21 protein-coding genes are annotated in these 22847 nt (G+C 45.3%); 2 read left to right on the top strand and 19 right to left on the bottom strand.

Annotation, left to right across the window (positions count from 1 at the left end; genetic code table 11):
* Positions 1–246: 246 nt before the first annotated feature.
* The 8 genes from C805_RS15125 to metF form a co-directional block, all read right to left on the bottom strand.
* Positions 247–672, bottom strand: coding sequence for a hypothetical protein (locus C805_RS15125; RefSeq protein ID WP_016214759.1), 426 nt, complete (start codon positions 670–672; stop codon positions 247–249).
* A 171-nt stretch (positions 673–843) separates the two neighbouring features.
* Complete coding sequence (locus C805_RS15120; protein ID WP_016214758.1) at positions 844–1578, bottom strand: DUF4367 domain-containing protein; 735 nt, start codon at positions 1576–1578, stop codon at positions 844–846.
* Positions 1579–1984: 406 nt separating this feature from the next.
* A complete protein-coding gene (locus C805_RS25270; RefSeq protein WP_016214757.1) occupies positions 1985–2605 on the bottom strand; it encodes a sigma factor in 621 nt (206 codons plus the stop codon).
* A 210-nt stretch (positions 2606–2815) separates the two neighbouring features.
* Positions 2816–3733: a metallophosphoesterase gene (locus C805_RS15115; RefSeq protein ID WP_016214756.1), complete on the bottom strand. Its 918-nt coding sequence runs from the start codon at positions 3731–3733 to the stop codon at positions 2816–2818.
* Entirely contained in the window at positions 3730–4641 is a 912-nt protein-coding gene (locus C805_RS15110; RefSeq protein ID WP_016214755.1) for a DUF4474 domain-containing protein, read from the bottom strand. Before C805_RS15110 ends, C805_RS15115 begins: the two co-directional genes overlap by 4 nt.
* 79 nt (positions 4642–4720) lie before the next feature.
* Entirely contained in the window at positions 4721–7120 is a 2400-nt protein-coding gene (locus C805_RS15105) for a homocysteine S-methyltransferase family protein (protein ID WP_016214754.1), read from the bottom strand.
* Complete coding sequence (locus C805_RS15100) at positions 7117–7845, bottom strand: vitamin B12 dependent-methionine synthase activation domain-containing protein (RefSeq protein WP_016214753.1); 729 nt, start codon at positions 7843–7845, stop codon at positions 7117–7119. The genes C805_RS15105 and C805_RS15100 overlap by 4 nt, the downstream gene beginning before the upstream one ends.
* Positions 7842–8747 carry a methylenetetrahydrofolate reductase [NAD(P)H] gene (metF, locus tag C805_RS15095; protein WP_016214752.1) on the bottom strand — a complete coding sequence of 302 codons (906 nt, stop codon included), beginning with the start codon at positions 8745–8747 and terminating at the stop codon, positions 7842–7844. Before metF ends, C805_RS15100 begins: the two co-directional genes overlap by 4 nt.
* A gap of 152 nt (positions 8748–8899) precedes the next feature.
* On the opposite strand from metF, the gene C805_RS15090 reads away from it, so the two are divergent.
* Complete coding sequence (locus tag C805_RS15090; protein WP_016214751.1) at positions 8900–9151, top strand: hypothetical protein; 252 nt, start codon at positions 8900–8902, stop codon at positions 9149–9151.
* 178 nt (positions 9152–9329) lie between these two features.
* On the opposite strand, the gene C805_RS15085 is transcribed toward C805_RS15090, so the two are convergent.
* The 5 genes from C805_RS15085 to C805_RS15065 form a co-directional block, all read right to left on the bottom strand.
* Entirely contained in the window at positions 9330–10049 is a 720-nt protein-coding gene (locus tag C805_RS15085) for a DUF6033 family protein (protein WP_016214750.1), read from the bottom strand.
* An 83-nt stretch (positions 10050–10132) separates the two neighbouring features.
* The gene (locus C805_RS15080; RefSeq protein WP_016214749.1) at positions 10133–12268 is read right to left on the bottom strand and encodes a methyl-accepting chemotaxis protein; all 2136 of its coding nucleotides are present in this window, start codon (positions 12266–12268) and stop codon (positions 10133–10135) included.
* Between the two features lie 51 nt (positions 12269–12319).
* The gene (locus tag C805_RS15075) at positions 12320–13615 is read right to left on the bottom strand and encodes a zinc-binding dehydrogenase (protein ID WP_196811071.1); all 1296 of its coding nucleotides are present in this window, start codon (positions 13613–13615) and stop codon (positions 12320–12322) included.
* Positions 13616–13677: 62 nt separating this feature from the next.
* Entirely contained in the window at positions 13678–14343 is a 666-nt protein-coding gene (locus tag C805_RS15070) for an ImmA/IrrE family metallo-endopeptidase (protein WP_016214747.1), read from the bottom strand.
* Positions 14344–14530: 187 nt separating this feature from the next.
* Positions 14531–14842, bottom strand: a complete 312-nt coding sequence (locus C805_RS15065) for a helix-turn-helix domain-containing protein (protein ID WP_371197647.1) — start codon at positions 14840–14842, stop codon at positions 14531–14533.
* Between the two features lie 221 nt (positions 14843–15063).
* On the opposite strand from C805_RS15065, the gene C805_RS15060 reads away from it, so the two are divergent.
* Positions 15064–15711, top strand: a complete 648-nt coding sequence (locus tag C805_RS15060; RefSeq protein WP_016214745.1) for a hypothetical protein — start codon at positions 15064–15066, stop codon at positions 15709–15711.
* A gap of 304 nt (positions 15712–16015) precedes the next feature.
* Here the strand turns inward: C805_RS15060 and C805_RS15055 are convergent, their stop codons facing one another.
* From C805_RS15055 to C805_RS15035, 6 genes are all read right to left on the bottom strand, one after another.
* Positions 16016–16966 carry a ubiquitin-like domain-containing protein gene (locus C805_RS15055; RefSeq protein WP_016214744.1) on the bottom strand — a complete coding sequence of 317 codons (951 nt, stop codon included), beginning with the start codon at positions 16964–16966 and terminating at the stop codon, positions 16016–16018.
* Positions 16963–18357, bottom strand: coding sequence for an alginate O-acetyltransferase AlgX-related protein (locus C805_RS15050; RefSeq protein WP_016214743.1), 1395 nt, complete (start codon positions 18355–18357; stop codon positions 16963–16965). Before C805_RS15050 ends, C805_RS15055 begins: the two co-directional genes overlap by 4 nt.
* A gap of 42 nt (positions 18358–18399) precedes the next feature.
* Complete coding sequence (locus C805_RS15045; RefSeq protein ID WP_016214742.1) at positions 18400–19815, bottom strand: MBOAT family O-acyltransferase; 1416 nt, start codon at positions 19813–19815, stop codon at positions 18400–18402.
* A 37-nt stretch (positions 19816–19852) separates the two neighbouring features.
* Positions 19853–21847 (bottom strand): hypothetical protein, encoded by a 1995-nt coding sequence (locus C805_RS25265; protein WP_016214741.1) that lies wholly within the window; start codon positions 21845–21847, stop codon positions 19853–19855.
* 162 nt (positions 21848–22009) lie between these two features.
* Positions 22010–22483: a membrane protein insertion efficiency factor YidD gene (yidD, locus tag C805_RS27095; protein WP_016214740.1), complete on the bottom strand. Its 474-nt coding sequence runs from the start codon at positions 22481–22483 to the stop codon at positions 22010–22012.
* 54 nt (positions 22484–22537) lie between these two features.
* Positions 22538–22759, bottom strand: coding sequence for a DUF4177 domain-containing protein (locus C805_RS15035; RefSeq protein ID WP_016214739.1), 222 nt, complete (start codon positions 22757–22759; stop codon positions 22538–22540).
* Positions 22760–22847: the final 88 nt, after the last annotated feature.

The raw sequence follows: 22847 nt of genomic DNA, 5'->3' as shown, positions 1-22847 counted from the left end.
TAATCACTTTTCCCCAAAACCACAATCAAAAACAGAATGAAACAGGAACCTCTCCCGACAGGCTCGCCATTTCATTCTGCTCTGTAAAATCATCTTAATTATAGTAAAGCGGTGATATTCTCTAATCCAACAACATTCCCAGATAGTTCAAAAGTATGATTCCGAAAAAGTTAATCAGCAATATCCCCATTCCTTTTAAAAGATCTTTTACAGTTTCTTCAATTACCCCTTTCATAAATTTCCCCCTTAATATGTTTTACTTGCACTTGCACAGGATATTTCTTCTCCGCCCACAGTAAAGATGGCATAAACACGGTAAGTCCCTCTGGTACTTAAAGCAAAAGATTTACTTAAAACTTTGGAACCTGCATTGGCTGATTCCACCCAGGAAGATACTGTATGCCAGGAAGTCCCTTCCTTCCGCTGCAGACGCATAACCACATTGATAAAACATACTTTTTTTGCTACCACATCAGAATAACAATAAGCTGTATTCCCTTCAATTATTAACCCGGCGCTGATTTTTGCAGTGTTTATATAATAAGGCTCTGCTGTTCCTCCTCCCCCTATGGCTGTGGGCTGCGCACCTGCAACTTCTGCTGCATAGCTGACAGTAGACAGATTCAGCAGTAAACACATCACTGCCAGCACCATTGATATTCTTCGCTTCATGACACCTCTCCTTTCATTTTTTCTTTTGTACAGTCGGCAGCAGGCATACTACCACCACTTACTATAACAATCGAAAATGGAGAAATATGACACTTTTTGTCAATTTTTTATACTTTTTTAATATCCGTCCTATCTACAAAAATTTTATCCAAGCCATTTCAACTTATTCTCTTATGGTTCATCTGCAAGTTCCAGATTTCCAGCCAATTCAATCAATTCATCTTTTGAATATGTGCCAAGTAATACCAATGTATAGACGCCATTGGAAAGAATCAGCGAGCCATTTTCTTTATCTTCTGCATAATATCCGGTAAATCCATTTACCTGCACATCTTCTAATGGTTCTGTATCAGACGTTATATTTTCTGGAAGTTCATCTTCCTGCCAAGTTTGCTGCAAATATAATACTTCCCCATTTTCTCCAACATAAGTAACATTATATCTTTGAAATTTTTCATCAAAATTTTCTGATTCCACAGAATATTTCTCTGATATCTCCGTCAACCGATACTTCCGAAACGTTCCTCTTTCTTTATCTTCCGATTCCTCGGTATTATCTCTCTGAATTTTCACATGGTCGTCATACTGGTTCACATAGTAATTGCACAACCAGCGGATGACTGGCTCTGTGGCAAAAGCGGTTCCCCCAAGCACCATAATAACCAGCAGAAGAATGACCATCCTCCGTTTTCTGGAATGAACGGAGCGATACAGTCCCATAAGAGAATGACCCTTTCCGTCTTCACGGGTTTCTTTCCCTGTTTTCATCTTCCGTAAAATCCGATGCATTTTCCAACGGAACTTCAGAGAAAACTTATGCTCCGGTATTACCTCCGGACGGTTTTCATATTCCTCTTTTGCAATTTCATCAAATGCCTGCCTTAATAGCTTATCCATATCAGCCATTTTTCCCCTCCTTAAATGTTTGATGGTAATTTATCTGTTTCTGGAATCTATTTTACCATATAATATAATAACAATCCACAATATCCTTTTATGACATATTACGATTAAATATACAAAAATAGTAACATAGTAGTATCTGACTACAGATTTTTCATAAAACATTGCCGCAGGCAAATTCCGGATACTGGAACTCTCCGAACTTTACCTGCAAAAAAAGGCTCCCGACACCAGTGGTATCGGGAGCAAGCTGATATATCAACTGAGGGGAAAGAGTGCTGATATATCGTAGCTATGGATATATAGTATCACTAATATACAGATTCGTCAAGATGTTGTGTATAATTTTTATTTTTCTTTTTTTACAAAATATGTTCCGGCACAAACTGAATATCTGCCCACCGGTGATTCAGCAGTTCAAAGGCGCAGCTTTTCGAAAAGAACTGCTCAGATAATGCCGAAAAGAGAACCTGCGTTTCTTTCCTCTCAGCATTTCCTGAAGCTGCCGGATCATCCGTTCCTTTTCCTCTGGGGAAATACACTCTTTCTCATACTCAAAAATATCTGTATCAACCCGGTTCAGCAAATCATACATGTTGCGGCAGGATATATTCCGGTTTTTCTTCCTGGTCTGTTCCGGTTCCTCCCCCACATAGAACCGATAAAACAGTTCCTGCTCCTGCTCATTCAGGCAGCTCACCATCATCTCTTTCTCTTCCAGAATTTCTTTTTCGATCAGCCATGCAATGGTGGCCTCATTCTGATGGGCGGCCAGATATTTCAGGCAGCGATACCGGGCCACAGAGCCAATCCAGTTTTCAAACTCATTTTCCCTGTCAAAACTGTCGATATGATTCCAGACAGTCACGAAAGTGTCAGTCAGACATTCTTCCTGCAGGTGCGGCAGGGTGAACAGATGTTTTCGGATGATGGATATCAGGCGTTCTCCATGTTCCATAACCAGAAATTCCAACGCCTTTTCATTATGAAGCTGTAGCTGTACGATAAAGTTTTCTTTTCCAATCCTCATAAAAACACCTGCCTTTCTCCATACCGTAATTCTCTTTTATTGTATTTTGATTCTATCACAATTATTTTCAATATTTCTTTCTCTAATTCTTAAGTTTTTCTTAGGATAATGAAGATTATTCCAGGCAAAAAGGCAGTTCCATTCCTTTTGAATGAAACCGCCCCTGATCTGAAATATGCTGCAAATCGGCCCAGCCTGCCGCACTTGCGGTCAGAATCCCGGCAGACCTGCCTTCGCCCTGCTGTAATCTGCCAGAGACTCCGGCCCTTCCAGCACATCACGTCCAATATAGACCATATTATCTTCCCGCACTTTCACACTCCATTTCACCAGAGAAATTGATCCGCGCTCCAGTTCCAGAGCGGTAATACAGCGGGGATGTACACAGCTTCCGTCATTAAAATAATACCCTTCTCCTGGTTTTGGAAATACCGGCCTGTGGGTATGGCCGGCCACCAGAAGAGTCTCATGCTTCTGGGCCCAGGCTGCCAGCCGCATTTCGATTCTCTCTTTTTTCTGGTAGTTTTTGGCTGCGCTGGTGGGATCATTGCCTCCGGCCAGCTCCAGCGGCCGCCAGAGATACCGCACAAGAAAGCGGGTGAACTTCCAGAGTGTATCGTTCCACAGATCTCCCTGATGTCCGTGAACCAGAAATAATTCCATTCCGCTGCAGGCATCCTGTAAACGGATGGCTTCATGGACTTTCATACCCGGAAACAGGGCCACCTCCTCATTTTCAGCCTCGCAGTAGTAGGAATTGCATTTATTCTTAAAATATTTTTCTTTCTCTTTTTTCCGGTCATGATTGCCATACAGCATATACATGCGATGATCCTGATAAAATTTTCCCATCATCCAGAACTGATTGCTGTGTATCCGTACAATTTCCTGTAAGTTGCGGTTTTCCCACAGTTCATCGCCGTCTCCCAGTTCAATATAAATAAATTTTCTGCGGTTGTAATACTGCAGCGCTGCAAAGTACAGGTTCTGGTTGGCCTGAAAATTATCTCCCCAGTTCCCCACGCCCCGATGGCAGTCACTCATAAGCACAATGCGGCTTCCCATGTGAACGGGAACGCACAAAGCCTCCCCATAGGCCTTATCCAGCCGCCTGGCAGTACGTTTCATGAGCCTTTTTTCTCCCAGGCAATTCTTCCGACGTTTGTTATCATGGCAAATATTCGGGGATATGCCAGCATCAGATAGTCCAGTTTATCCAGTGTTCTGGTAAAGTCCCTGGTTACCCGATGGTAAATTTTACAGTTATGACGGTTCTGCCATTGAATCAGTCTGCGAAACAGCCTGCCATAACGGAAATTCTGCAAATTTTTGGGCTGATAGAAAGAAAATGCCACCCGCTGGGCCCAGACATGAAGATCCTCCGGCTGATAACCTGCCTGATAACAGCCTTTCAGAAATGCTTCCAGCATTTCATGATTCCGGAATGTGATGGCAGTTTTCATCATCAGTTCTCCCGGCCAGGAGAATTCTCCAAGTTCAAATCCCGTCAGCCACCAGTGGTTTTCCTGTCTCTGGAATACCTTTCTGCCATTTTTGTAGAGGGTCATTTCCATGGGAAGTTCTTCTTCCTCTGATACGCATTCATAAAATACATCTTCCGGGTTTTTCTGATCGTCCCGTTCCCCCTCCACATAAATCCCGATCTCTGCCCCGGTGGTAATTCCGTACTGGCCTTTCCAGCACTCAATCATCCATCTTCTGTTATCATATTCAAAATAAATGGGCTCACAGTCAATAATCATATTCATAACGGGAGCCATTTCATCATATATTTTTCCATATCCAAATTTTCGCTGCCAGGCGTCTTTACGGGAATAAAAAATATTTTTCTGCTGGTCATAGACAAAGCCAAAAGGCGCCAGGGCCTGATTCAGCTCTGTAAGTTTTTCATAGTCGCTTCTGGTGTACACCAGGCGTTTTGCTTTCCGGCAACACTGGTATCTGTAACATATCCACAGACATAAAAGCAGTAAAAGGACTGCAATAATACCAATAATAATCCAATTAATACTCAAAACTCTCCAAATCCTTTCTTTTTTACTAATATATGTCAGAAAGGTTTGGAGAGTTCTTTTCATTCTGTCTGCTTTGTTCTTACTTCTTACCGGTTTCTGTCTCAAACAGCCTGTTTGCGTATCTTACGGAGCCCATGGCATCTCCGGAATAAAAATCTGCCCCGATCATATCTGCATAGGTCTGGGTCAGTACCGCGCCTCCCACCATGATTTTGCAGTCGGGCAGTTCTTTTTTCAGCATCCGTACCGTCAGTTCCATATTTGCCACTGTGGTGGTCATCAGAGCGCTTAATCCCACCAGTTTCACCTTCTGTTCTCTGGCTGCTTTTACCACCAGTTCCGGTGCAACATCTTTTCCCAGGTCTGTCACCTGAAAACCATAATTTTCCAGAAGCACTTTCACAATATTTTTTCCTATATCGTGAATATCCCCTTTTACCGTTGCAATCACAATGGTGCCTTTGGAGCCGGAATTGCCGCCCTGGGCTTTCAGGCGTTCCTTTACAGCGTCAAATCCTGCCTTTGCCGCCTCCGCACTCATGAGAAGCTGCGGCAGAAACACTGTCTTTTTCTCAAATCCCTGGCCCACCACGTCCAGAGCCGGTATCAGTTCTCTGTCAATAACTTCCAGAGGTTCTCTGGTTTCCAGTTCCCTGCGGGCCGCCTGTCCCGCGCTTTCTGAAAGGCCTTTTACCACTGCGTCAAACAGGGAAAGTTCTCTGGTTCCTGAGGGCTGTACCGGAGGCTGCTGCGCCTGTCCGGAATAACGTCTGATATAAGCCTCACACTGGCTGTCGCTGCCGTTCAGCGCACAGAAAGCATCATAGGCGCACATCATGGCCTCACTGCCCGGATTGATAATTCCGGCGCTGAGTCCCTGTGATAAAGCCATGGTGAAAAATGCTGTATTGACTTTTTCCCGCTGAGGCAGTCCAAAGGAAATGTTGGAAACCCCCAGTGTGGTATGAACGCCCAGCACATAGCGTACATGCCGCAGGGCTTCCAGGGTAATCCTGGCGTTGTCCTGTCCGGTACTGATGGTCAGGGTCAGCGTATCAATCAGAAGGTCTTTCTTGCGGATACCGTATTTTGCCGCCTCCCGGATGATTTTTTCAGCAATTTCAATTCTGCCCTGTACCGTGTCAGGAATTCCGGATTCATCCAGTGTCAGGCATACCACCATGCCGCCATATCTGGCCGCCAGAGGAAAGACGGTATCCATAGATTCCTGTTTGCCGTTGACGGAGTTCAGCAGAGGCCTGCCATTATAAAGGCGCAGCGCTGTTTCCATGGCTTCCGGGTCGGAAGTATCAATCTGCAGGGGAAGATCTGTGATTCCCTGGAGTCCGGTTACCACTTCTTTCATCAGTTCCACTTCATTGATTTCCGGAAGCCCCACATTCACATCCAGAATATGTGCGCCCCGTTCCTGCTGGTTCAATGCCTCTTTATAGATATATTCCAGATCCCGTTCCCGCAGTGCCTGCTTAAAACGGGATTTTCCGGTGGGATTGATACGTTCTCCAATGATTTTGGGATGATTTCCAAACACCACCGCATGGCTGTAGGACGAAACCACCGAGCGGTTTTTATCTGTGATTTTCAGAGGTTTCATTCCTCTGCAGGTTGTTACCAGCGCCCGGATATGTTCCGGCGTGGTACCGCAGCAGCCTCCCAGGGCAGAAACTCCGTCCTGGGCAATTTCTTTCATGACAGCGGCAAATTCTTTCGGCCCTACATGATAGGAAGTTTTACCGTCCACCACCACAGGAAGTCCTGCATTGGGATTCACCACAATGGGAACAGAGCATATTTCCCGCAGTTTTGGGAGAAATTTTTTCATTACATCCGGACCAAATCCGCAGTTCAGTCCCACTGCGTCCACCCGCAGCCCTTCCAGCATGGCTACTGCCGCCTCTATATCCGCTCCTGTCAGCAATTTCCCGTTTTCATCAAATACCATGGTGACCACCACCGGCAGGCTGGTATTTTCTTTGGCTGCCAGCACCGCAGCTTTCATTTCATAAGTGTCATTCATGGTCTCAATCAGGCACAGATCCGCTCCTGCCTGTTCTCCGGCCAGGCATACTGTCCGAAATGCTTCGTATGCCTCCTCAAAAGGCAGATCTCCCAGCGGTTCCAGCAATTTGCCAAGAGAACCTATGTCCAGTGCCGCATAAGCATCCGTTCTGGTCTCTGTAATCGCCCGCCTGGCCAGACGGACTCCCTTTTCCGTCAGTTCTTCGCAGGTATATCCGCTGTCTTTCATCTTAAAAGGATTGATACCAAAAGTATTGGCCTTTACTATGTTGCAGCCGGCCCTCAGATAGCTTTTATGAATATTCAGTATCACGTCTTCTCTGGTTACATTCCAGATTTCCGGCAGTTCCCCGGACTGCAGGCCCTGGGCCTGCAGCATGGTTCCCATGGCACCGTCAAAAAACAGCAGTTCCGTTTTCAACCGTTCCGTAAAATTCATGGTTTTCCCCCTTCCTTCTTTCCGTTATCGGGCACTGTGCTGTCGCCCTGGCTTACAATATTTTCTTCTGTCTTATTTTCCGACGTCCGGCGGAATTCGCAGTCTGTTTTCCCACACTGGCTGCAGTCCGCCCTGTGACAGGATTCTCTTTCTTTTGCAGTCAGTCCGATAATCGCTGTTACAGATTTGGAGGGCAGCATCAGATTGTCCTGTGTCAGCGTAATACCCACCCGCTTCTCACATTCCAGCATGGCAAAAATATCTTTCTGATACTCCAGTGAAAAATCTCCGTATCCCGGACTGAATCTGGGCCTCAGGTACAGTCCGCGCTTTTCCGCCTCCTGACGTATGGAATCTTCCACTTCATCCACATAGCTCTCCATACAGGCTGCCCCCGCTGCCTGCACAATTACAGCCCCTGCCAGATTTGTCACCGAATACTGCCGAATCATCAAATCTGCAGCCCGTCCAATGGTGGCTGCCAGAAGCACTGCTTTTTCACATCCTCTGAGATTTCCTGCCAGATTCCTGCTTGTGACGGTAAGCCCTCCAATAGAAACGGTACTGTCTGTAACCCTGCAGTCATACTCCCGGTATACGCTTCTGGGAGCACTGTTCTGCTCCAGTTTTGCACTTACTTTTTCCAGAAGTTCCTGTGTCTGACTGTCGATTTTCTGGCCCCGATACCCCAGGTAGCGCAAAGTTTCCGCTCTGTCTGCTTTCATATCTTCTGATTCCTTCCATCTTCCGGTTCCTGTCCCGGTATGTAAATTTCAGAAAGATTTTGAAATATAGCCCCCGCTACATCCGGTTTGTTCATGGTATAAATGTGTATGTTATTGACTCCGTTTGCGATTAAGTCAATAATCTGGTCTGTGGCATAGGCAATTCCTGCCTGCTTCAAAGCCGCCGGTTTGTCAGCAAACCGCTCCACAATAGCCCTGAACCGGGCAGGCAGTGCAGTGCCGGACAGAGAAGTAATCCGTTTAATCTGATTTGCATTGGTTACCGGCATAATGCCTGCAATCACCGGTACTTCGATTCCTTTTTTCAAAGCTCTGTACAGGAAATTGTAGAGAATATTGTTGTCAAAAAACATCTGGGTGGTGAGGAATTCGCAGCCTGCGTCCACCTTCTGTTTCAGATATTCAATATCCGCCTCCACAGAGTCCGCTTCCGGATGGCCTTCCGGGTAGCAGGCTCCGCCAATGCAGAAATCTCCGAATGCTTTGATTTCCTCTATCAGTTCGCTGGCATGATGATACTGGTTGGGCAGAGGAAAATCCAGATCCGCAGGAATATCACCCCGCAGCGCCAGAATATTTTCAATTTTCCGATTCTGCAATTCCCCCAGAACCTCCTGAATCTTGTCCCGGCCGGAAGACGCACAGGTCAGATGCGCCAGAGCCAGCACACCGTTTACATTCTGCACTTCATTTGCCAGATCTACCGTATGCTCGCTGATGCCGCCGCTGGCCCCATAGGTCACACTCATGAAAGCCGGCTTTACCCTGGCCATTTCCCGGACCACCTCATGGGCTTTCGCCAGCTCGGAACCCTTTTTTGGCGGAAACAGCTCACAGCTGATGGTTACTTCTTTTGTTCTTAATAATTCTGAAATTTTCATATTTTATGCCTCTGAATCCTTATAATTTTAAAACTGTTATTCTGAACAGCTGTTAATTTTTTATATTATAAGGATTTATCCTGTAAAAGTCAAATTGCAGGCTGCATAAAAATTGCTTTTTTCGTCATACTGTTACTGTAAGGAGGGATTTTATGAGTGAAATGGACAGAAAAAAAGACACCCATCCGGTGCCTGACCTGCATGATGAAAACTATGATTATTTAAAAGCAAGTTCTGCCATGGACTGTACCGGCGCAGTGCCCAGACCGCCCCAGACCAGTGCAGAGCTGGATTCTTATCTGGATGTTTATAACTTTCTTCCCCAGTGTGCCTTTGCCCACCCAAATGACGTGAAAATCGACATGCTGAACAATAACAAAACGGAGAAAGAACAGGTAAAATAAACAGGTCTTTTTATGGACGCTCTTTATCCGGCCACCCCATGTCATTTATATTCTGCAGGAAATTCAGAAAAATTTCCTGCAGAATATAAGCTGTTATGGCAGGGGCTCCCCGGCAAAGGGAAGGTATTACAGTTCACAAAACGCCCGTCCCAGGCAAAAACTCCTGCCATTTCTGCTGTTAAATACTGTAATCAAACCGGCTGCCCGCCCATGTTTCTTCTTCTGTTCTTATCTTATCTCCACAGGAAGACACAGCAGCATTAATTTTCCGAAGCAGCTCCTCCCAGGAAGAAGCTGTCACCGTAACGGTATCGTCATCTTTCTCTCTGAGCCCGTCAGCATATTTTTCTTCTGTCCGTTCCTGTTTCTCTTTTGCCTCAGTTTTCTTTCTGTCTTCTCTTCTCTGTTCCGCTTTTTCCTCAATCCTCTTTTTCTGGGCTGCCAGAGACTTGTCGACTACTGCAAAGAAAGAAGCGGTCCCATCATCGTTTACTTTCATACCGAAAGATTTCACAATATCAGCATTGCTTCCCAAATCGCTTTTCATCTGGGCAAACTGAGTGGTTGCGCCCCGCAGTACCTTTTCATATTTTTCCCGGTATGCCGGGTCTTCAGCCATTTTTTCGATTTTTTCCTCATCAATCAGCACCACAAGGCTCTTATTGTTTCCATACTTGCTGAGATTTGCCTGGGCTTCCTCTTTCTTATCTGCACTGACCAGAATAAAATCCATATTGGAAAATTTCTTCTGTAACTGCTCGTAATATTTCTGTGCTTTCTCGCTTAACTGCGGATTGCCAATCTCTTTCTGTCCGGCTTTTCCCGTCCTTCCGGTTTCCTTCGGCTTTGCTGCGGCTGCTGCCTGTGCATACGCATTTCCTATCCCATTGGTGATCATATCCATTTCCTCCCTGAAATATAACTTTGTACTCCATGTTACTGTTTATATCGGATAAATATGGAAAATGGTAACAGGATTTCCTAATTCTTCAGTTTAAATTTGTATACCAGTTCATGCAGACGTTTTGAGTGCTGTGACAGTTCCGTACTTGTGCCGGCGCTTTCCTGGGAAACGGTGGTATTATGCTGAACGACTTCCTCAATCATGTCCACACTTTTTGTCAGATCCTGAAGAATCATCTTCTGATTCTGGGAGGCAACGTTTATCTTGTTTGCCACATCAGTAATCTTTTCCGCACCGTCCACAACTGCGGAAAGGGATTTTGCCGTATCATCTGCGATGGCAGCCCCATTGCGCACTGCCCTGAAGGAATGCTCAATCAGCTCTGTGGTCTGTTTCACAGATTCTGCGCTCCTGGTTGCCAGATCCCTTATTTCATGGGCAACCACCACAAATCCTTTTCCTGTTTCTCCTGCCCGTTCCGCCTCCACGGAAGCATTCAGGGACAGCAGGTTTGTCTGTCTGGCAATGTCTTCGATTGTCCTGATTACCTTTTCAATGCCTGCAGATGAATTACGGATTTCTGTCATTGCCTCAATTAATTTTTTCATTTCATCGTTGCATTTTCCAATCCGCTCACTTACTTCTGTAACTGTTATATTCATTTCCTGAGCATCATCTGCATTGGCTGTAACATCTTCGGCCAGACTGTCAATGGAAGCCGCCAGCTCATTGACTGCCGCCTCCTGTTCCGTTGCGCCTTTTGAAAGGGTCTGGGCACCGGAAGATACCTGTTCCGAGCCGGATGCCACCTGGTCCGCGGAAATAATAATCTGTCCCAGGGTACGGTTGAGAGAATCTGTAATCTTCTCAATAGACGCCTGAATGGGAATGAAATCTCCAATATATTTCTGGTCTATTTTCACATCCATATTATTTTCAGCCATTCTGGATAACTGTCTGGAAATGTCATTGACATAATTATCCATAATAACGCTGATATGGTTGATGGCTTTTGCCAGACGCCCAAGTTCGTCATTTGTATTCACATCAATTTTGATTTTCAGATTTCCTTCTTCAAGCTGAGCGGCGCCTTTCATGATCTTTTTCACGGGAGCCAGGGAACTCCTGACAACGAAATAAATAATTGTCAGCAGTAGAACGCCGAAAAAGATTACCACCAGGGACAGCCGGAATGTGTCTTCCTTAATATTTCCGTCAAATTCACTTTTGTCAATGGCAATGTACAAAGACCAGATGTTTCCGCTGTTTAACTTCATAGGTACCAGGATGGAAAGCCCTGTTTTCCCGGTGGCAAAATTAACGGTTTTCTCATGCAGTATGTAATTGCTGTTGGAATATTTCCCTTCTTTCATGTTTTTCAGCTTCTCCGCGTCAGCCTGTACAGCGTCATACCCGGATTCTGAAGCTGATTTTCCCACACGGGAAGCATCGCTGCTGTCCAGCAGGATTGTTCCATCCTCTGAAAAAGCCATCATATGGGTGGATTTATAGCCTGTGGCCGCATACTGCCGGCTCTGCATATCCTGAAGCGCCACATCACAGCCGGCTACGCCCAGAAATTCTCCTTCTGCATCATAGATGGGAGCAATTACGCTTATCATCATGATATCTTTTCCCTGAAGCTGATAAACGTAAGGCTCCATAACATAGACTTCACCGGTTTCCCTGATGCTCACATAATAATCTTTTTCAAAATTGTCAAAAGCATCCTCATGCTTTTCAAATATAACGTTTTCTCCGTTCTCGTCCAGATAAGCTACCGCCTCATATGCAATGTCCTTTTTATGTACGCTGTAGGGCTGTCCGTTGGCGTCTGCAATGGCATTCTGCTCAAAATATGCAAATACCGTAGTAAAACTGTCGTCTCCTGTCAGAACCCCTGCCAGTGCGTAATCAATGGCGTCTCTCTGTTCTTCCGGAGGAAGGGCGGAAATGTTTTTCAGGGAATTGGCAAATCCTCTGGCCTGTCCATAGGCATTTTCAATCTCTTTCTCAATAATAAAAGCATTTTCATATGCAACCGATATCAGCTTATCATTGGTAATGGCCATCAGGGATTTCATGGAAATCCATCCGGATATCATTACAATCAGCAGGAACATAAATGCAACGATCAGGACAAGTTTTGCAATAATTTTCCCGCTCAGACTTTTAGCGGATGTTCTTCTGTTCTTTTTCTTTTCTGATGACATAAAACTAAAGTCCTCCTGTTAAAATTATTAAGTATAAATTTTAATCTTATATCATATTTCAGGGCAGTTTGCAAGAAAATATGCTTCTGCTTCTGCATTCCACAGGCCGTCATGTTTCTCCACCAGCGCTTTTAAAGCTGCTCCCAGCTCATCCTGCTCTGAAAATGCTCCCACATCGGTAATGGGATAATTTTTCTGTGAATACACAATCTTCTTTCCGCCGGGCAGTTCAGGAATCTGAAGAATGGACCGGCACACATCATTCAGGCCCATGATATGAGTGGCGATTTTGGCCAGATTGACTGTTTTCTGCTCTATACAGGCAATGGCGTCCTTCATATCCTGCGTATTGCTTCCGCTGGTACCCACAAAATGGGTGGCATTGTAGTGCAGATTATAAAAATTCATCCGTGCGGAAAATCCGGAATCCGCCGGACCTGCAAAGAAGTTCAGGCAGCCATCCGGCGCCAGAAGAGCTTCCGCAGCGGTAACCATGGATTCCTGGGCCACCATCAGGAAAATATCATCAAATCCCTGATTTCCAGGGGTCAGGGATTTTAATTCTTCCACAAAGTCACTTTCCCCCGGCGTACATACATAGTGAAGTGAAACACCGTATTTTTCTGCTTCTTTTGGAGGGTACAGTGCTTTGCTGCGCTCTAACTTCTCCTGAGTCCTTCCGGTTACCACCAGCACAGAAGGTTTCTTTTCTCCGTGAATGGCGTAATCCACAGCCAGAGAACCCATTGGGCCTGTTCCGCCCAGAATAACCATGGCTCCGCCCTCCCGGATTCCCATGGTGTGGTCGTATTCGTTCCGGTCTCTCAGATGGAAATTGGCTTTAAAGCCTGCAATCACGCAGGACAGGGGCTCTACCAGGGCCCCTTCAAAAAAACTCTCTCCCCGGTAGGGAAGCAGGCAGCCTTTCTCCATGGCCTCATTCATAAAAATAACCTTTGTTGCCTCACCGCCCACATAAGGGAAGGAATACCCCAGAGAGAACGTATCTGCCCGTCCCAGATTGGGCTGAGCCACAAATTTATCCCCCGGTTTGTAAAGATGCTGCCATTTCTTTCCCACAGCCTCAATTACACCGCAGAATTCATGGCCCATAATTACCGGATTCTCTGCCAGATTATCCGGCAGTTTTTTATGTCTGGCTCCCTGATTTGCCACTTTATATGTGGACATACAGAGGCTGTCCGTTATGATACGGGCCTGTATCTCATCTTCCCCCATAACCGGAAGCTCGAATTCTTCCAGCCTTAAATCTTTCACTCCATAAATACGCACTGCTTTTGTCTGCAAACGACTCACCTTTCCTTTCCGGTTTTCTATAACTGTCATAAAGACATTTACACCATTATACAGTATAATAAAAATACCGGATTCTGGCAAGTCGTTCTCCGTTAATTTAACAGTTCCAGCAAATCTTCCAGCCTCCGTCTGACGCATTCTTTTGTTACCTTGAAAATATCAGACAGATACTCCACTTTCCGGTCGTAATCTTCTTCCTCTTCAGACCTTGAAATGCTTCCTGCCAGCATTCTGCAGACGATCTGAAAAATATCCAGCGGCATTAAAATACTTCTGGCAAAATAATCTGCCTCCAGATCCTCCAGGCTGCTGCTTTCCCCGGTGTCCTTATGGGCAAATTTCTTTAAATCTTTTCTGTGCAGCATATAATGGCCATATTCATGGGCTGTAATAAACCGGCTCTTTTTCAGCTCCAGCCCCGCCTCATTTTCCGCACTCACAAATCCCCGATTAATCACAATCCATTTATGGCTTTCTGTCCCTTCAATAAATTCTTCTTCGTTGACTGCCAGAAAGCCCACGGTTTCCGGCGGAAGGTATACCTTCTGTACCAGAAATCCTTCCCATTTTGCTATGGAGACAATATCCACACCTCCGGACGCCTCCACGCCTTTCTCCTCCAGAAGCTCGCTTACCACTGCTTCTATCTTCTTTTTTCGTACTCTGGAAATATCTTTTCTTTTCACTCTTTTTGTATATTTCACGCCCGGAGGGCATTTTCTCTGGTAGTTCTGAAATTCAATAATATTGCTTTTCATACCTTACCTCGTCATTTTTTTCTGATAAATCCGGAAATTACCAATAATATGACATACTTTGCATATCTGCATTTGTAAAACGCTGTCGACAAAGCGGCCGATTTGCCGCTGGCCAGAGGCCGGAAGCCCTCTCCTGCTGATTTCAGACAAAAAAGAATGCGTCAAACGCATTCTTTTTTGTCTGAAATCAGCAGTTCTCCCCGTCATAAAGAAGGATACACTCGTCTATAATACTCTCCACCAGCCTTACCTGCCGGGGTGTGAGCCTGTCCAGCTTGTCTGACAACAACAGTTTATCCTTGTCAATAATGTCCCCGGTAAGGAGGTAATCCGTGCTGACACCCAACGCCTCTGCCATCTTCATCAGATTTTCAGGTCTCATGCCTCTCTTTCCGCTCTCTGCATAAGAAACAAACTGAGTAGTCAGATCACTTTTCTCAGCAAGGGCCTCCTGGGTCAGTCCCATGCCTTTCCTCCTTTCCATAATTCTCCTCCCCATTTCCTTCAGGCACAGTTCCACATCCATTATTCTCTCCACCTTTCTTTTTGATGTTAAATTATATCAACAATGTGCCTTGCTTGTAATCCTGCGTTGTTGACAAGTTACAACAGTATGATATACTTTATTAAGAAACCTGTCCCCCAGACTGTCTGTAAAATAAGCAGCCCCGTCAAAAATGTTATGATTTTCTCACAATAGAAAAAGGAGGTTTGTTTATTATGCCAGACACAATTCTGAAACCCATAAGTTCATGGAAATACCAGTTTGATTTTGGAAGTGATGAAATGCTGTATTCTCTTTCTTTTGAGGGCAATATCCTGCCGGAAGAAATCCGAAACATGCTGGAAACCGTGCAGATTCATTCATATCAGAGTATGGCCGGCGCCATCCGGGCATATCTTCTGCAGCATCGTCTGAAGCATTCAGGCTTCATTTCCTCAGAAATTCCCGCGGACCCCCATAAGACAACAGCGTCAGTCGATTCCATTCTGCATGACGGCTCATGCCAGATTCTGGAAAGGCTGTCTCAGAATGCGGATTTCTACTATGCGGCCGCAGACTGCCGGCAATATGGCCCGGATAATCAATGCAGCGGCTGCTATCTTGCAGCCAGGAAACTCCCGTCCGGAACCGGGCTGTACGAATACAATATCATTGGCCAGACATTTTTTTCTGATATGCCTGCTTTGGGCGAACATGGATGTTTTGCCATCCGAAAAGGCAGAAACGGCCGGCTGTACGATGTGGAACGCTCAGAAGGAGAATCTGTACTTCCATCCCTTGGCTGTGTGGATGTGGTGGGCCTGCTGCTGCATATCGAAACGGTCAGAAACAGCGAACAGGCAAAAAGGACTGCGGAAAAATAATTGTTTTTGTCTTACAGGAAAACATTTTCACGCGTTAGCGTGACAAGATTTTTCCTATAGAAGAACAAACCGGACAGGTCCGCAGGGGCTCCCTGAATCCCTCTCTCATGAGGGACCTGGACGGTTTGCTGCGCCGAGTGCGGTCACGCAGTGACATCTTCTATTCGCACGAGCGTGCATATTCTTTTTTATTCTACAGGAAAGATACTTTCGCGCTTTAGCGTGACAAGGTATTTCCTGTAGAATAAAAAAAAGATGCAGCGCCGCCGACTTTTCAGCCGCCGGTGCTGCACCTCATACTGTTTCAGAATTCCTGATATTCCACACTTCCGTCTGAATATGTTATCTCATAATATCCATGTCCGGAACCATCACAGTCATAGAAGGCCTTTTTCGATACCACCCCTCTCCCGGAACCGCCGGAGGAAAATTCTGCCTTTGTTCCCACTTTCACAACTTTATTTACCGGTTCTTTTGTGACCTTTTCGCTTACCACCTCTCTGGACTCTTCCGTTCCGTCCAGGTAAGTAACTTTATAAGTCACTTCTTTTTCACCGTTTTCTCCTTTCACGCTGACTTCTTCTTTCCCTTTTGCCAGGGAGCCGTCATCTTCATATACCGTTTCGTATTCCATTTCCTCTGTTTCCACAACAGTATCAAAAGTCACGCGGTTTACCACAATTTTCATACCTTCCGTCACTGCTTCTGTGGCTAAAGGAGTTACCCGGTCGTCTTCTCCCAGGGTGATTTTCAGCTCCTCCAGTACGTCGCCCACGGTTTCCGCCTCCATTTCCTGACTGTAAGTTTTCCCGTCGCACTGAACTTCCAGACTGAAAGAATAAGAAATTTTTACTTCCATTCCATCTTTCAGATATTCATCCAGATCATAATTCACATGCTGCTTTTCTCCCAGGGTGATTTCTTCCTGTTCTAATAAATCGCCCACCGTTCCTCCCACCATCACCACTTCCCTGGCAGTTCCGTCCATGGAAAGGCTGACGGTATTTTTTCTGGAAACCACAATCTCCTGTGCGTCAGATACTTTTGTATCTGATTTCGGACTGACTTCATCTCCCTCATTTAACGTAATCTCCGCTTCCTCCAGGGCCTGTTCCACTGTCTTTGAGGAAGAAACCTCCATCTCTGTCATAACGCCGCCATCGTTAATCTTAACGGTCACCTTCCCGCAGGCACACAGCCCCATCAGAAAAAAGATGGCCAGACCGGACATTATTATCTTTTTCATCATCTTCATGGCAGCAGTTCTCCTTCTTTTACTTTTTTCACCTGAACCGACCTGTAAATTCCCTGGTCCTCTGTCAGTACCTCAAGTTCCGCAGGCCAGGTCTGTATCTTTTCCTTTTTCACATAAAGTTCATAACCATTACATCCAATATGGTACGCCTTGTAATAAGTGTCGTTGATTCGTACCAGAATATCCGTCTCATCCCCCAGAAGTTCTTCATCCACTTTCCCGCTGATTTTGTAATAATTAAAATCGTAATCCAGGGATTTCACAGAAATTTCAGCATGGGATTCCACAGATTCCTCAATCCGGGAAATTTCCGTTTCCACCCCGGAGATAATCGGCGGCATACTGATATATTCCGAGAGATTACGCTCCACTTTTTCAAATATTACGGTGTCGGGATGATACTGTTCCATCAGGCTTTCCAGCCCATAGGGAACCTCTTTTGTAAACCATGCTTTTTCAAACTGATCTGCAATCAGAGGCAGCAGCGTGTTTCCAAAAGAGTCACGAAACATAAGCAGGGTACCGTTTCCGGTTCCGCCCTCTGTTTCAATCCATGGGTCTTCCACGCTTTCTGCCCCATTGGTACAGGTATATTTTTGCTCCATATCATATCTGTAATTCAGTTCTTTTTCCCCATACAGAGTATAGAGCATCCGATTCAAATCGCCGTCCTCGTCTTTTACCCGGCTCACAGGGGTGTCCCCATAATCTTCATGGACATAGCCCAGAGCGTCCATGATGCAGTTGTATGCCAGAACAGCTCCCTTCATATTCCAGTGGGAATCCCGTTTTAAATACAGTACCTCATTTTCACTGCGAAACAGCTCTGGCAAATCTGCACAGGGAATGCCCAGTTCCTGCAGCCTTACTGCCAGCAGATCCACATTGTGCGCCGGATCCACAATCCAGGAATCATAGTATGGCATATGTTCTCCGTACAATGTATTTTTATTGGGCGGAACTGCCAGAAGAAAATCACTTCCTGCTTCCTCCACATACTGCCAGACCAGTGAAAGATTATGGGCAAGGCTGTAAATCTGACGGTCCGTCATTCTGCCGGTTCCCAGATAGTCATCCAGCGTGGATGTATAATACAGCCATCCGTCTTTCCCATACGTTACGGTGTCCACACTGGAAACCTGGAAAAGGGAGGTCTGAATCACAGCATCTGCATAAACCAGTTCATTTCGGAATGCAAAATGCTCATTGAAATATTTCTCAAATTCCCGGAAAAACTCCTGATTCCATCCTCCATCCTCTCTCTTCAAATCCGGAAAATCAGACATTGCCCTGTTTTCTGTGCTCACCGTTGTGGGCCGCACAGCCATACCTGCCAGCGGCAGCAGACAGACCGCCATACAGGCCAGGATGAATATTAAACTTTTCTTCATATACATTCTCCTCTTTGCACAGACATTCCCCTGCTGATTATCCTAAAATCTGAAATAGATAAAAGGATTATAGGAACCTCCTGACAGTCTGATGATACACCACAAAAGCAGCACAAATGCAGCCAGGTACAAAATGGCCTGCACCGCGTTTTCTTTCGAAGTCATTTCCTCTTTCCCGGATACTTCTCTCAGTTTCAGGGTAAGACGCCGGACCGGAGCACATCCGATGACAGCTGCCAGTAATATGACGAGGAAAAATGGCGTCATTTGCCGGTATACAAAGGACATGGAAGATGCTGTAAATTCAAATCCTGTAAACATTTTTCCAATAAAGCCAAAAGCAAGGCCCAGGGTATCTGCCCGAAAAATCACAAACCCCAAGGTCACCACGGTCATGGTATATACATGCAGCAGCACGCGAGGCAGTTTTTTCAGGGATGGAACAAATTCTTCCAGAAAACTGAAGGCTCCATGAAACAGTCCCCATACCACAAAGGTCCAGTTGGCGCCATGCCAGAGTCCGGTCAGGAAGAATACCGTCATCTTATTGATTCCTGTCCGCACTCTGCCTTTTTGGTTGCCGCCAAGGGGAATATACACATACTCCTTAAACCAGGAGGACAGGGAAATATGCCAGCGGCGCCAGAATTCCTTAATGGTAAGGGAACCGTATGGATATTCAAAGTTTTCCCTGAAATGAAAACCGAACATCCGCCCCAGTCCGATGGCCATGTCACTGTATCCGCTGAAATCAAAGTAAATCTGCATGGTATAGGCAGCTGCGCCAAGCCAGGCTCCCAGGATATTCAGAGAATCCATCTCCAGGGCAAATACACGGTCGGCAGTCAGGGCCATGGTATTGGCAATCAGTATCTTTTTCGCCAGACCACAGATAAAACGCCTCAGACCGGCAGCCGCTTCCCTCAGATCCACCCTGCGGCTGTCTATTTCACAGGCAATGTCCCTGTATTTTACAATAGGCCCTGCAATCAACTGAGGAAAGAACGATATGTACAGCAGCACTTTGCTGAATTTCCTCTGAACCTCTACCTGCCCCCGCCAGACATCAATCACATAGGACAGCGCCTGAAAGGTAAAAAAGGAGATACCGATGGGCAGTGCAATCTGAGGGACTTCTATGTGTAAGTGCAGTGCACTGTTTATGGTGGTGATAAAAAATCCGGTATATTTGAATACGCTCAGCATACCGATATTGAGCGCCACTGCCCCGGCCAGCACAGCTTTCCGGTTTATTTTTTCCATAAGCATTGCGCACAGGTAATTGAGAAATGCACTTATCACCATTACAACCACATAAACCGGCTCGCCAAAAGCATAAAAAATCAGGCTCGCCAGAATCAAAAGCGCATTTCTCACCTTTATGGAAGGTATCACGCTGTGCAGACAAAATACAACCGGAAAAAATATGCATAAAAATACCAATGAACTGAAAACCATTTTTTCTCCTCTGTTCCAAAAATATTACGTTATTTCATCAGATTTTCACCCGCATCCAGGGCTTTCCGGCTCCAATGGCTCCCTTATATCCCTGGTCTGTGGGAGTATCATAGCTGAGCGCAAAATAGTTATAGACATGGTGCCATTTGCTCCACTCCGGATCATAAATCAGCCCGTCAATTTCAGCCCATCCATGGCCGCCGCTGTTGCAGCAGTACACTTCCTCGTACCCAATGGCTTTTGCCATATATGCAAATGCTGCCGCATAACTGCAGCAATTTCCGGCTCCGTTTACAAACATGTCATTTGCATAAATCACCGGCCAGTCCATTCCCAGATAATGGGGGATTCTTGGCTTGATTTCCGGATAAGCCGCTTTCACATAATCAAAGCATACTCTCAGTTTTTCTTCCCTGGTCATACTGTCATTTGTAATACCTGCCACAACTGCCTGGGCCCTCTGAAGGGTTGCCAGTGATTCGGGACTCATGCCCTCCATTGATTTTCCATTGATATACACGGTGGTTGCGGAAAGTGTCTGCATTTTCTTTGCATTCTGGCTGTAATAACCGGTTCCGGCGTTCAGGGTTGCAGTAATCAGAGAACAGGTTCCCTTATTTACACTGTACATAAGATTTCCGCTGTCCTGATAATATCCCGTGTACACTTTTCCATCCACATACAGTGTATCCTTTGACAGCTCCTGTGTTTTTCCCGCTTTATATCCATAATACTTAGTTCCTGACGGAAGGATTCCGGTTTCCGGTGTACCGGCTCCCTTTTTTACGCTGTACATCTTCTTTTTACTGTTCAGGTAATATCCCGTATAGACTGTTCCCTTCACATATACGGTTTCCTTTGACAGTTTCCGGGTCTTTCCTTCATTATAACTGTAATATCCGGTACCTTTTTTCATAATTCCGGTTTTCAGTGTACGGGTACCCTTTTTCACTCCGTACATTCTTTTTTTACTGTCCAGATAATTACCGGTATAGATTTTTCCTTTGACATACAAAGTTTCTTTTGACAGCTTCTGTTTCTTTTTTTCATTATAACTGTAATATCTGGTACCTTTTTTCACAATTCCGGTTTTCAGTGTGGGGGTACCCTTTTTCACCTGGTACATCTTCTTTTTGCTGTTATAATAATACCCGGTATATACTTTACCGTCCACATACACCGTCTGCTTCGGCAGGGTCATCATCCCATTGTCCGGTATACTGTAATATGCGGTTCCTGCACTGATGATTTTGCTTTCCGGCGCTGCCGCTCCATTGGTTACCGCATACAGAATTCCATCTGCCTCCAGATAATATCCGGTATAGATTTTTCCTGCAACATACACGGTACGGGCAGGGAGCGTTATCATCCCATTGTCCGGTATGCTGTAATACACGGTTCCAGCGTCCACAGTTCCTGTTTTTATTTCCGCTGCTCCATTAGTTACCAGATACAGAATGCCATCCGCTTCCAGATAATATCCGGTATAGACTTTTCCTGCAACATACACGGTCTGGACAGGGAGCGTTATCATCCCATTGTCCGGTATGCTGTAATATACAGTTCCTGCGCCCACAGTTCCTGTTTTCGCTTCTGCCCCTCCGTTGGTTACCAGATATAGAATGCCTGCGCTGTCCATATAGTAGCCGTTATAGAGCACACCATCCAGATAAATCAGTCCGTCGCTGCCTGTCTGTATTCCGGCTGCCGCTTCCTGGCTTTCCCCTGTTCCCGGCTCAGAAACTGCTTCCGGCTCCGCTCCCATTTCGGTTTCACCAACTGCTTTCTCTTCTGCTTCTGTTATATCAGAAGTTTCCACTTCTGATTCCGGTTCCATTTTGTCCGATTCAGCAGCTGTTTCTGTATCCTCTTCGGAAACGATTTTTTCATCAGCATTTTCTTCCATCTGCTGTTTATCCGTTACCGGTTCCTTCGATACTGAGGCCGCATATACAGGCAATGTATCAGCAACGCTGAGACTTGCTGCCAGTAAAAACGCGCAGAAACGAGCTGGAAATTTCCTTCTCTCCATAAATTTTTTCCTTCCTTCTTTTATTTTTTATATCTTGCATGTAAAATTATAACATATTGATGATATAAATCAACAATAAATGATGAAAAAGAGTCAGATATTATTCTGACATGATGTGTAACTAAAAGATGCAGGCGCCAGGCCTGCATCTTTTCATCTGCTTTATGGAAAATCAAATCCTCCGCCATTGATATTGCATCGTTTCAGACGGCTGATTCCTTTTTGCAATCCTTTCCTTAAACCGTATTTCTCAATGACAAGAAGCATGTACTCGGAACAGGATGGTTCAAACCGACATTTATTTCGAACGGAAGCCGGTGTATATCTTTGATAAATCTTTATCAGACAAATGGTGATTCGCTTCAAAGCGAAGATGACATCTGCCGCCAGAACAATTATTGTGAAAACAACAGATACGGCCACAGACAGGCCCAGGTATCTTAAGCCTGCCATAAATATTCCCAATCCAAAGAAATGGCTGATAAGGCGTATCATAATTCTGCTCCAGCTAACGGGCGGACGCTTCAGTTTTCTGACATACGCTGAACTCCGCGGGTCCTGTTCGTCCTGAAACAGAGCCCTGCCAATCTCTTCCGGACTGAGCAGCTGTTCTTCTGTAAAAATTACAGTTTTCAAACTATTCCCTCCAGACTGTATAAAATCTCACACACAAGTTCTGTCTTTTGTATTTTAGATATCTCTTACAAAGATCAACATATAATAGTTTATGGTGAAAGGCTTCTGCGTACAGCCTGGGTTTTCGGTGACACTGATGTTTTCCATGGAATGATATTCCCACCCTTCTGTTGCCTCACGATTGATGATTTCTGCAAACGTATCAAATGCGGCCTGAGAATCGCCTTTGGCAACACTGAAATTTTTTGGTCCTGCTACTGCTTTATACTGTTTCATATTATCCTTCGTCCTTTCCTGACATGCTTATGTGTGAGTTTTCATGTTACCGCAGAAAAACATCCCTTATACACACCCCTCCGAAACA

This window comes from Eubacterium sp. 14-2 (assembly GCF_000403845.2).
Classification (GTDB): Bacteria; Bacillota; Clostridia; order Lachnospirales; family Lachnospiraceae; genus Petralouisia.
This window is presented reverse-complemented; position numbering and strand designations above follow the sequence as displayed.

What these genes read in the sequence shown, in the direction of transcription:
- C805_RS15125 (WP_016214759.1), bottom strand. Translation starts at nt 672, where the DNA reads ATGAAGCGAAGAATATCAATGGTGCTGGCAGTGATGTGTTTACTGCTG.
- C805_RS15120 (WP_016214758.1), bottom strand. Translation starts at nt 1,578, where the DNA reads ATGGCTGATATGGATAAGCTATTAAGGCAGGCATTTGATGAAATTGCA.
- C805_RS25270 (WP_016214757.1), bottom strand. Translation starts at nt 2,605, where the DNA reads ATGAGGATTGGAAAAGAAAACTTTATCGTACAGCTACAGCTTCATAAT.
- C805_RS15115 (WP_016214756.1), bottom strand. Translation starts at nt 3,733, where the DNA reads ATGAAACGTACTGCCAGGCGGCTGGATAAGGCCTATGGGGAGGCTTTG.
- C805_RS15105 (WP_016214754.1), bottom strand. Translation starts at nt 7,120, where the DNA reads ATGAATTTTACGGAACGGTTGAAAACGGAACTGCTGTTTTTTGACGGT.
- C805_RS15100 (WP_016214753.1), bottom strand. Translation starts at nt 7,845, where the DNA reads ATGAAAGCAGACAGAGCGGAAACTTTGCGCTACCTGGGGTATCGGGGC.
- metF (WP_016214752.1), bottom strand. Translation starts at nt 8,747, where the DNA reads ATGAAAATTTCAGAATTATTAAGAACAAAAGAAGTAACCATCAGCTGT.
- C805_RS15090 (WP_016214751.1), top strand. Translation starts at nt 8,900, where the DNA reads ATGAGTGAAATGGACAGAAAAAAAGACACCCATCCGGTGCCTGACCTG.
- C805_RS15085 (WP_016214750.1), bottom strand. Translation starts at nt 10,049, where the DNA reads ATGATCACCAATGGGATAGGAAATGCGTATGCACAGGCAGCAGCCGCA.
- C805_RS15080 (WP_016214749.1), bottom strand. Translation starts at nt 12,268, where the DNA reads ATGTCATCAGAAAAGAAAAAGAACAGAAGAACATCCGCTAAAAGTCTG.
- C805_RS15075 (WP_196811071.1), bottom strand. Translation starts at nt 13,615, where the DNA reads ATGACAGTTATAGAAAACCGGAAAGGAAAGGTGAGTCGTTTGCAGACA.
- C805_RS15070 (WP_016214747.1), bottom strand. Translation starts at nt 14,343, where the DNA reads ATGAAAAGCAATATTATTGAATTTCAGAACTACCAGAGAAAATGCCCT.
- C805_RS15065 (WP_371197647.1), bottom strand. Translation starts at nt 14,842, where the DNA reads ATGGGGAGGAGAATTATGGAAAGGAGGAAAGGCATGGGACTGACCCAG.
- C805_RS15060 (WP_016214745.1), top strand. Translation starts at nt 15,064, where the DNA reads ATGCCAGACACAATTCTGAAACCCATAAGTTCATGGAAATACCAGTTT.
- C805_RS15055 (WP_016214744.1), bottom strand. Translation starts at nt 16,966, where the DNA reads ATGAAGATGATGAAAAAGATAATAATGTCCGGTCTGGCCATCTTTTTT.
- C805_RS15050 (WP_016214743.1), bottom strand. Translation starts at nt 18,357, where the DNA reads ATGAAGAAAAGTTTAATATTCATCCTGGCCTGTATGGCGGTCTGTCTG.
- C805_RS15045 (WP_016214742.1), bottom strand. Translation starts at nt 19,815, where the DNA reads ATGGTTTTCAGTTCATTGGTATTTTTATGCATATTTTTTCCGGTTGTA.
- C805_RS25265 (WP_016214741.1), bottom strand. Translation starts at nt 21,847, where the DNA reads ATGGAGAGAAGGAAATTTCCAGCTCGTTTCTGCGCGTTTTTACTGGCA.
- C805_RS15035 (WP_016214739.1), bottom strand. Translation starts at nt 22,759, where the DNA reads ATGAAACAGTATAAAGCAGTAGCAGGACCAAAAAATTTCAGTGTTGCC.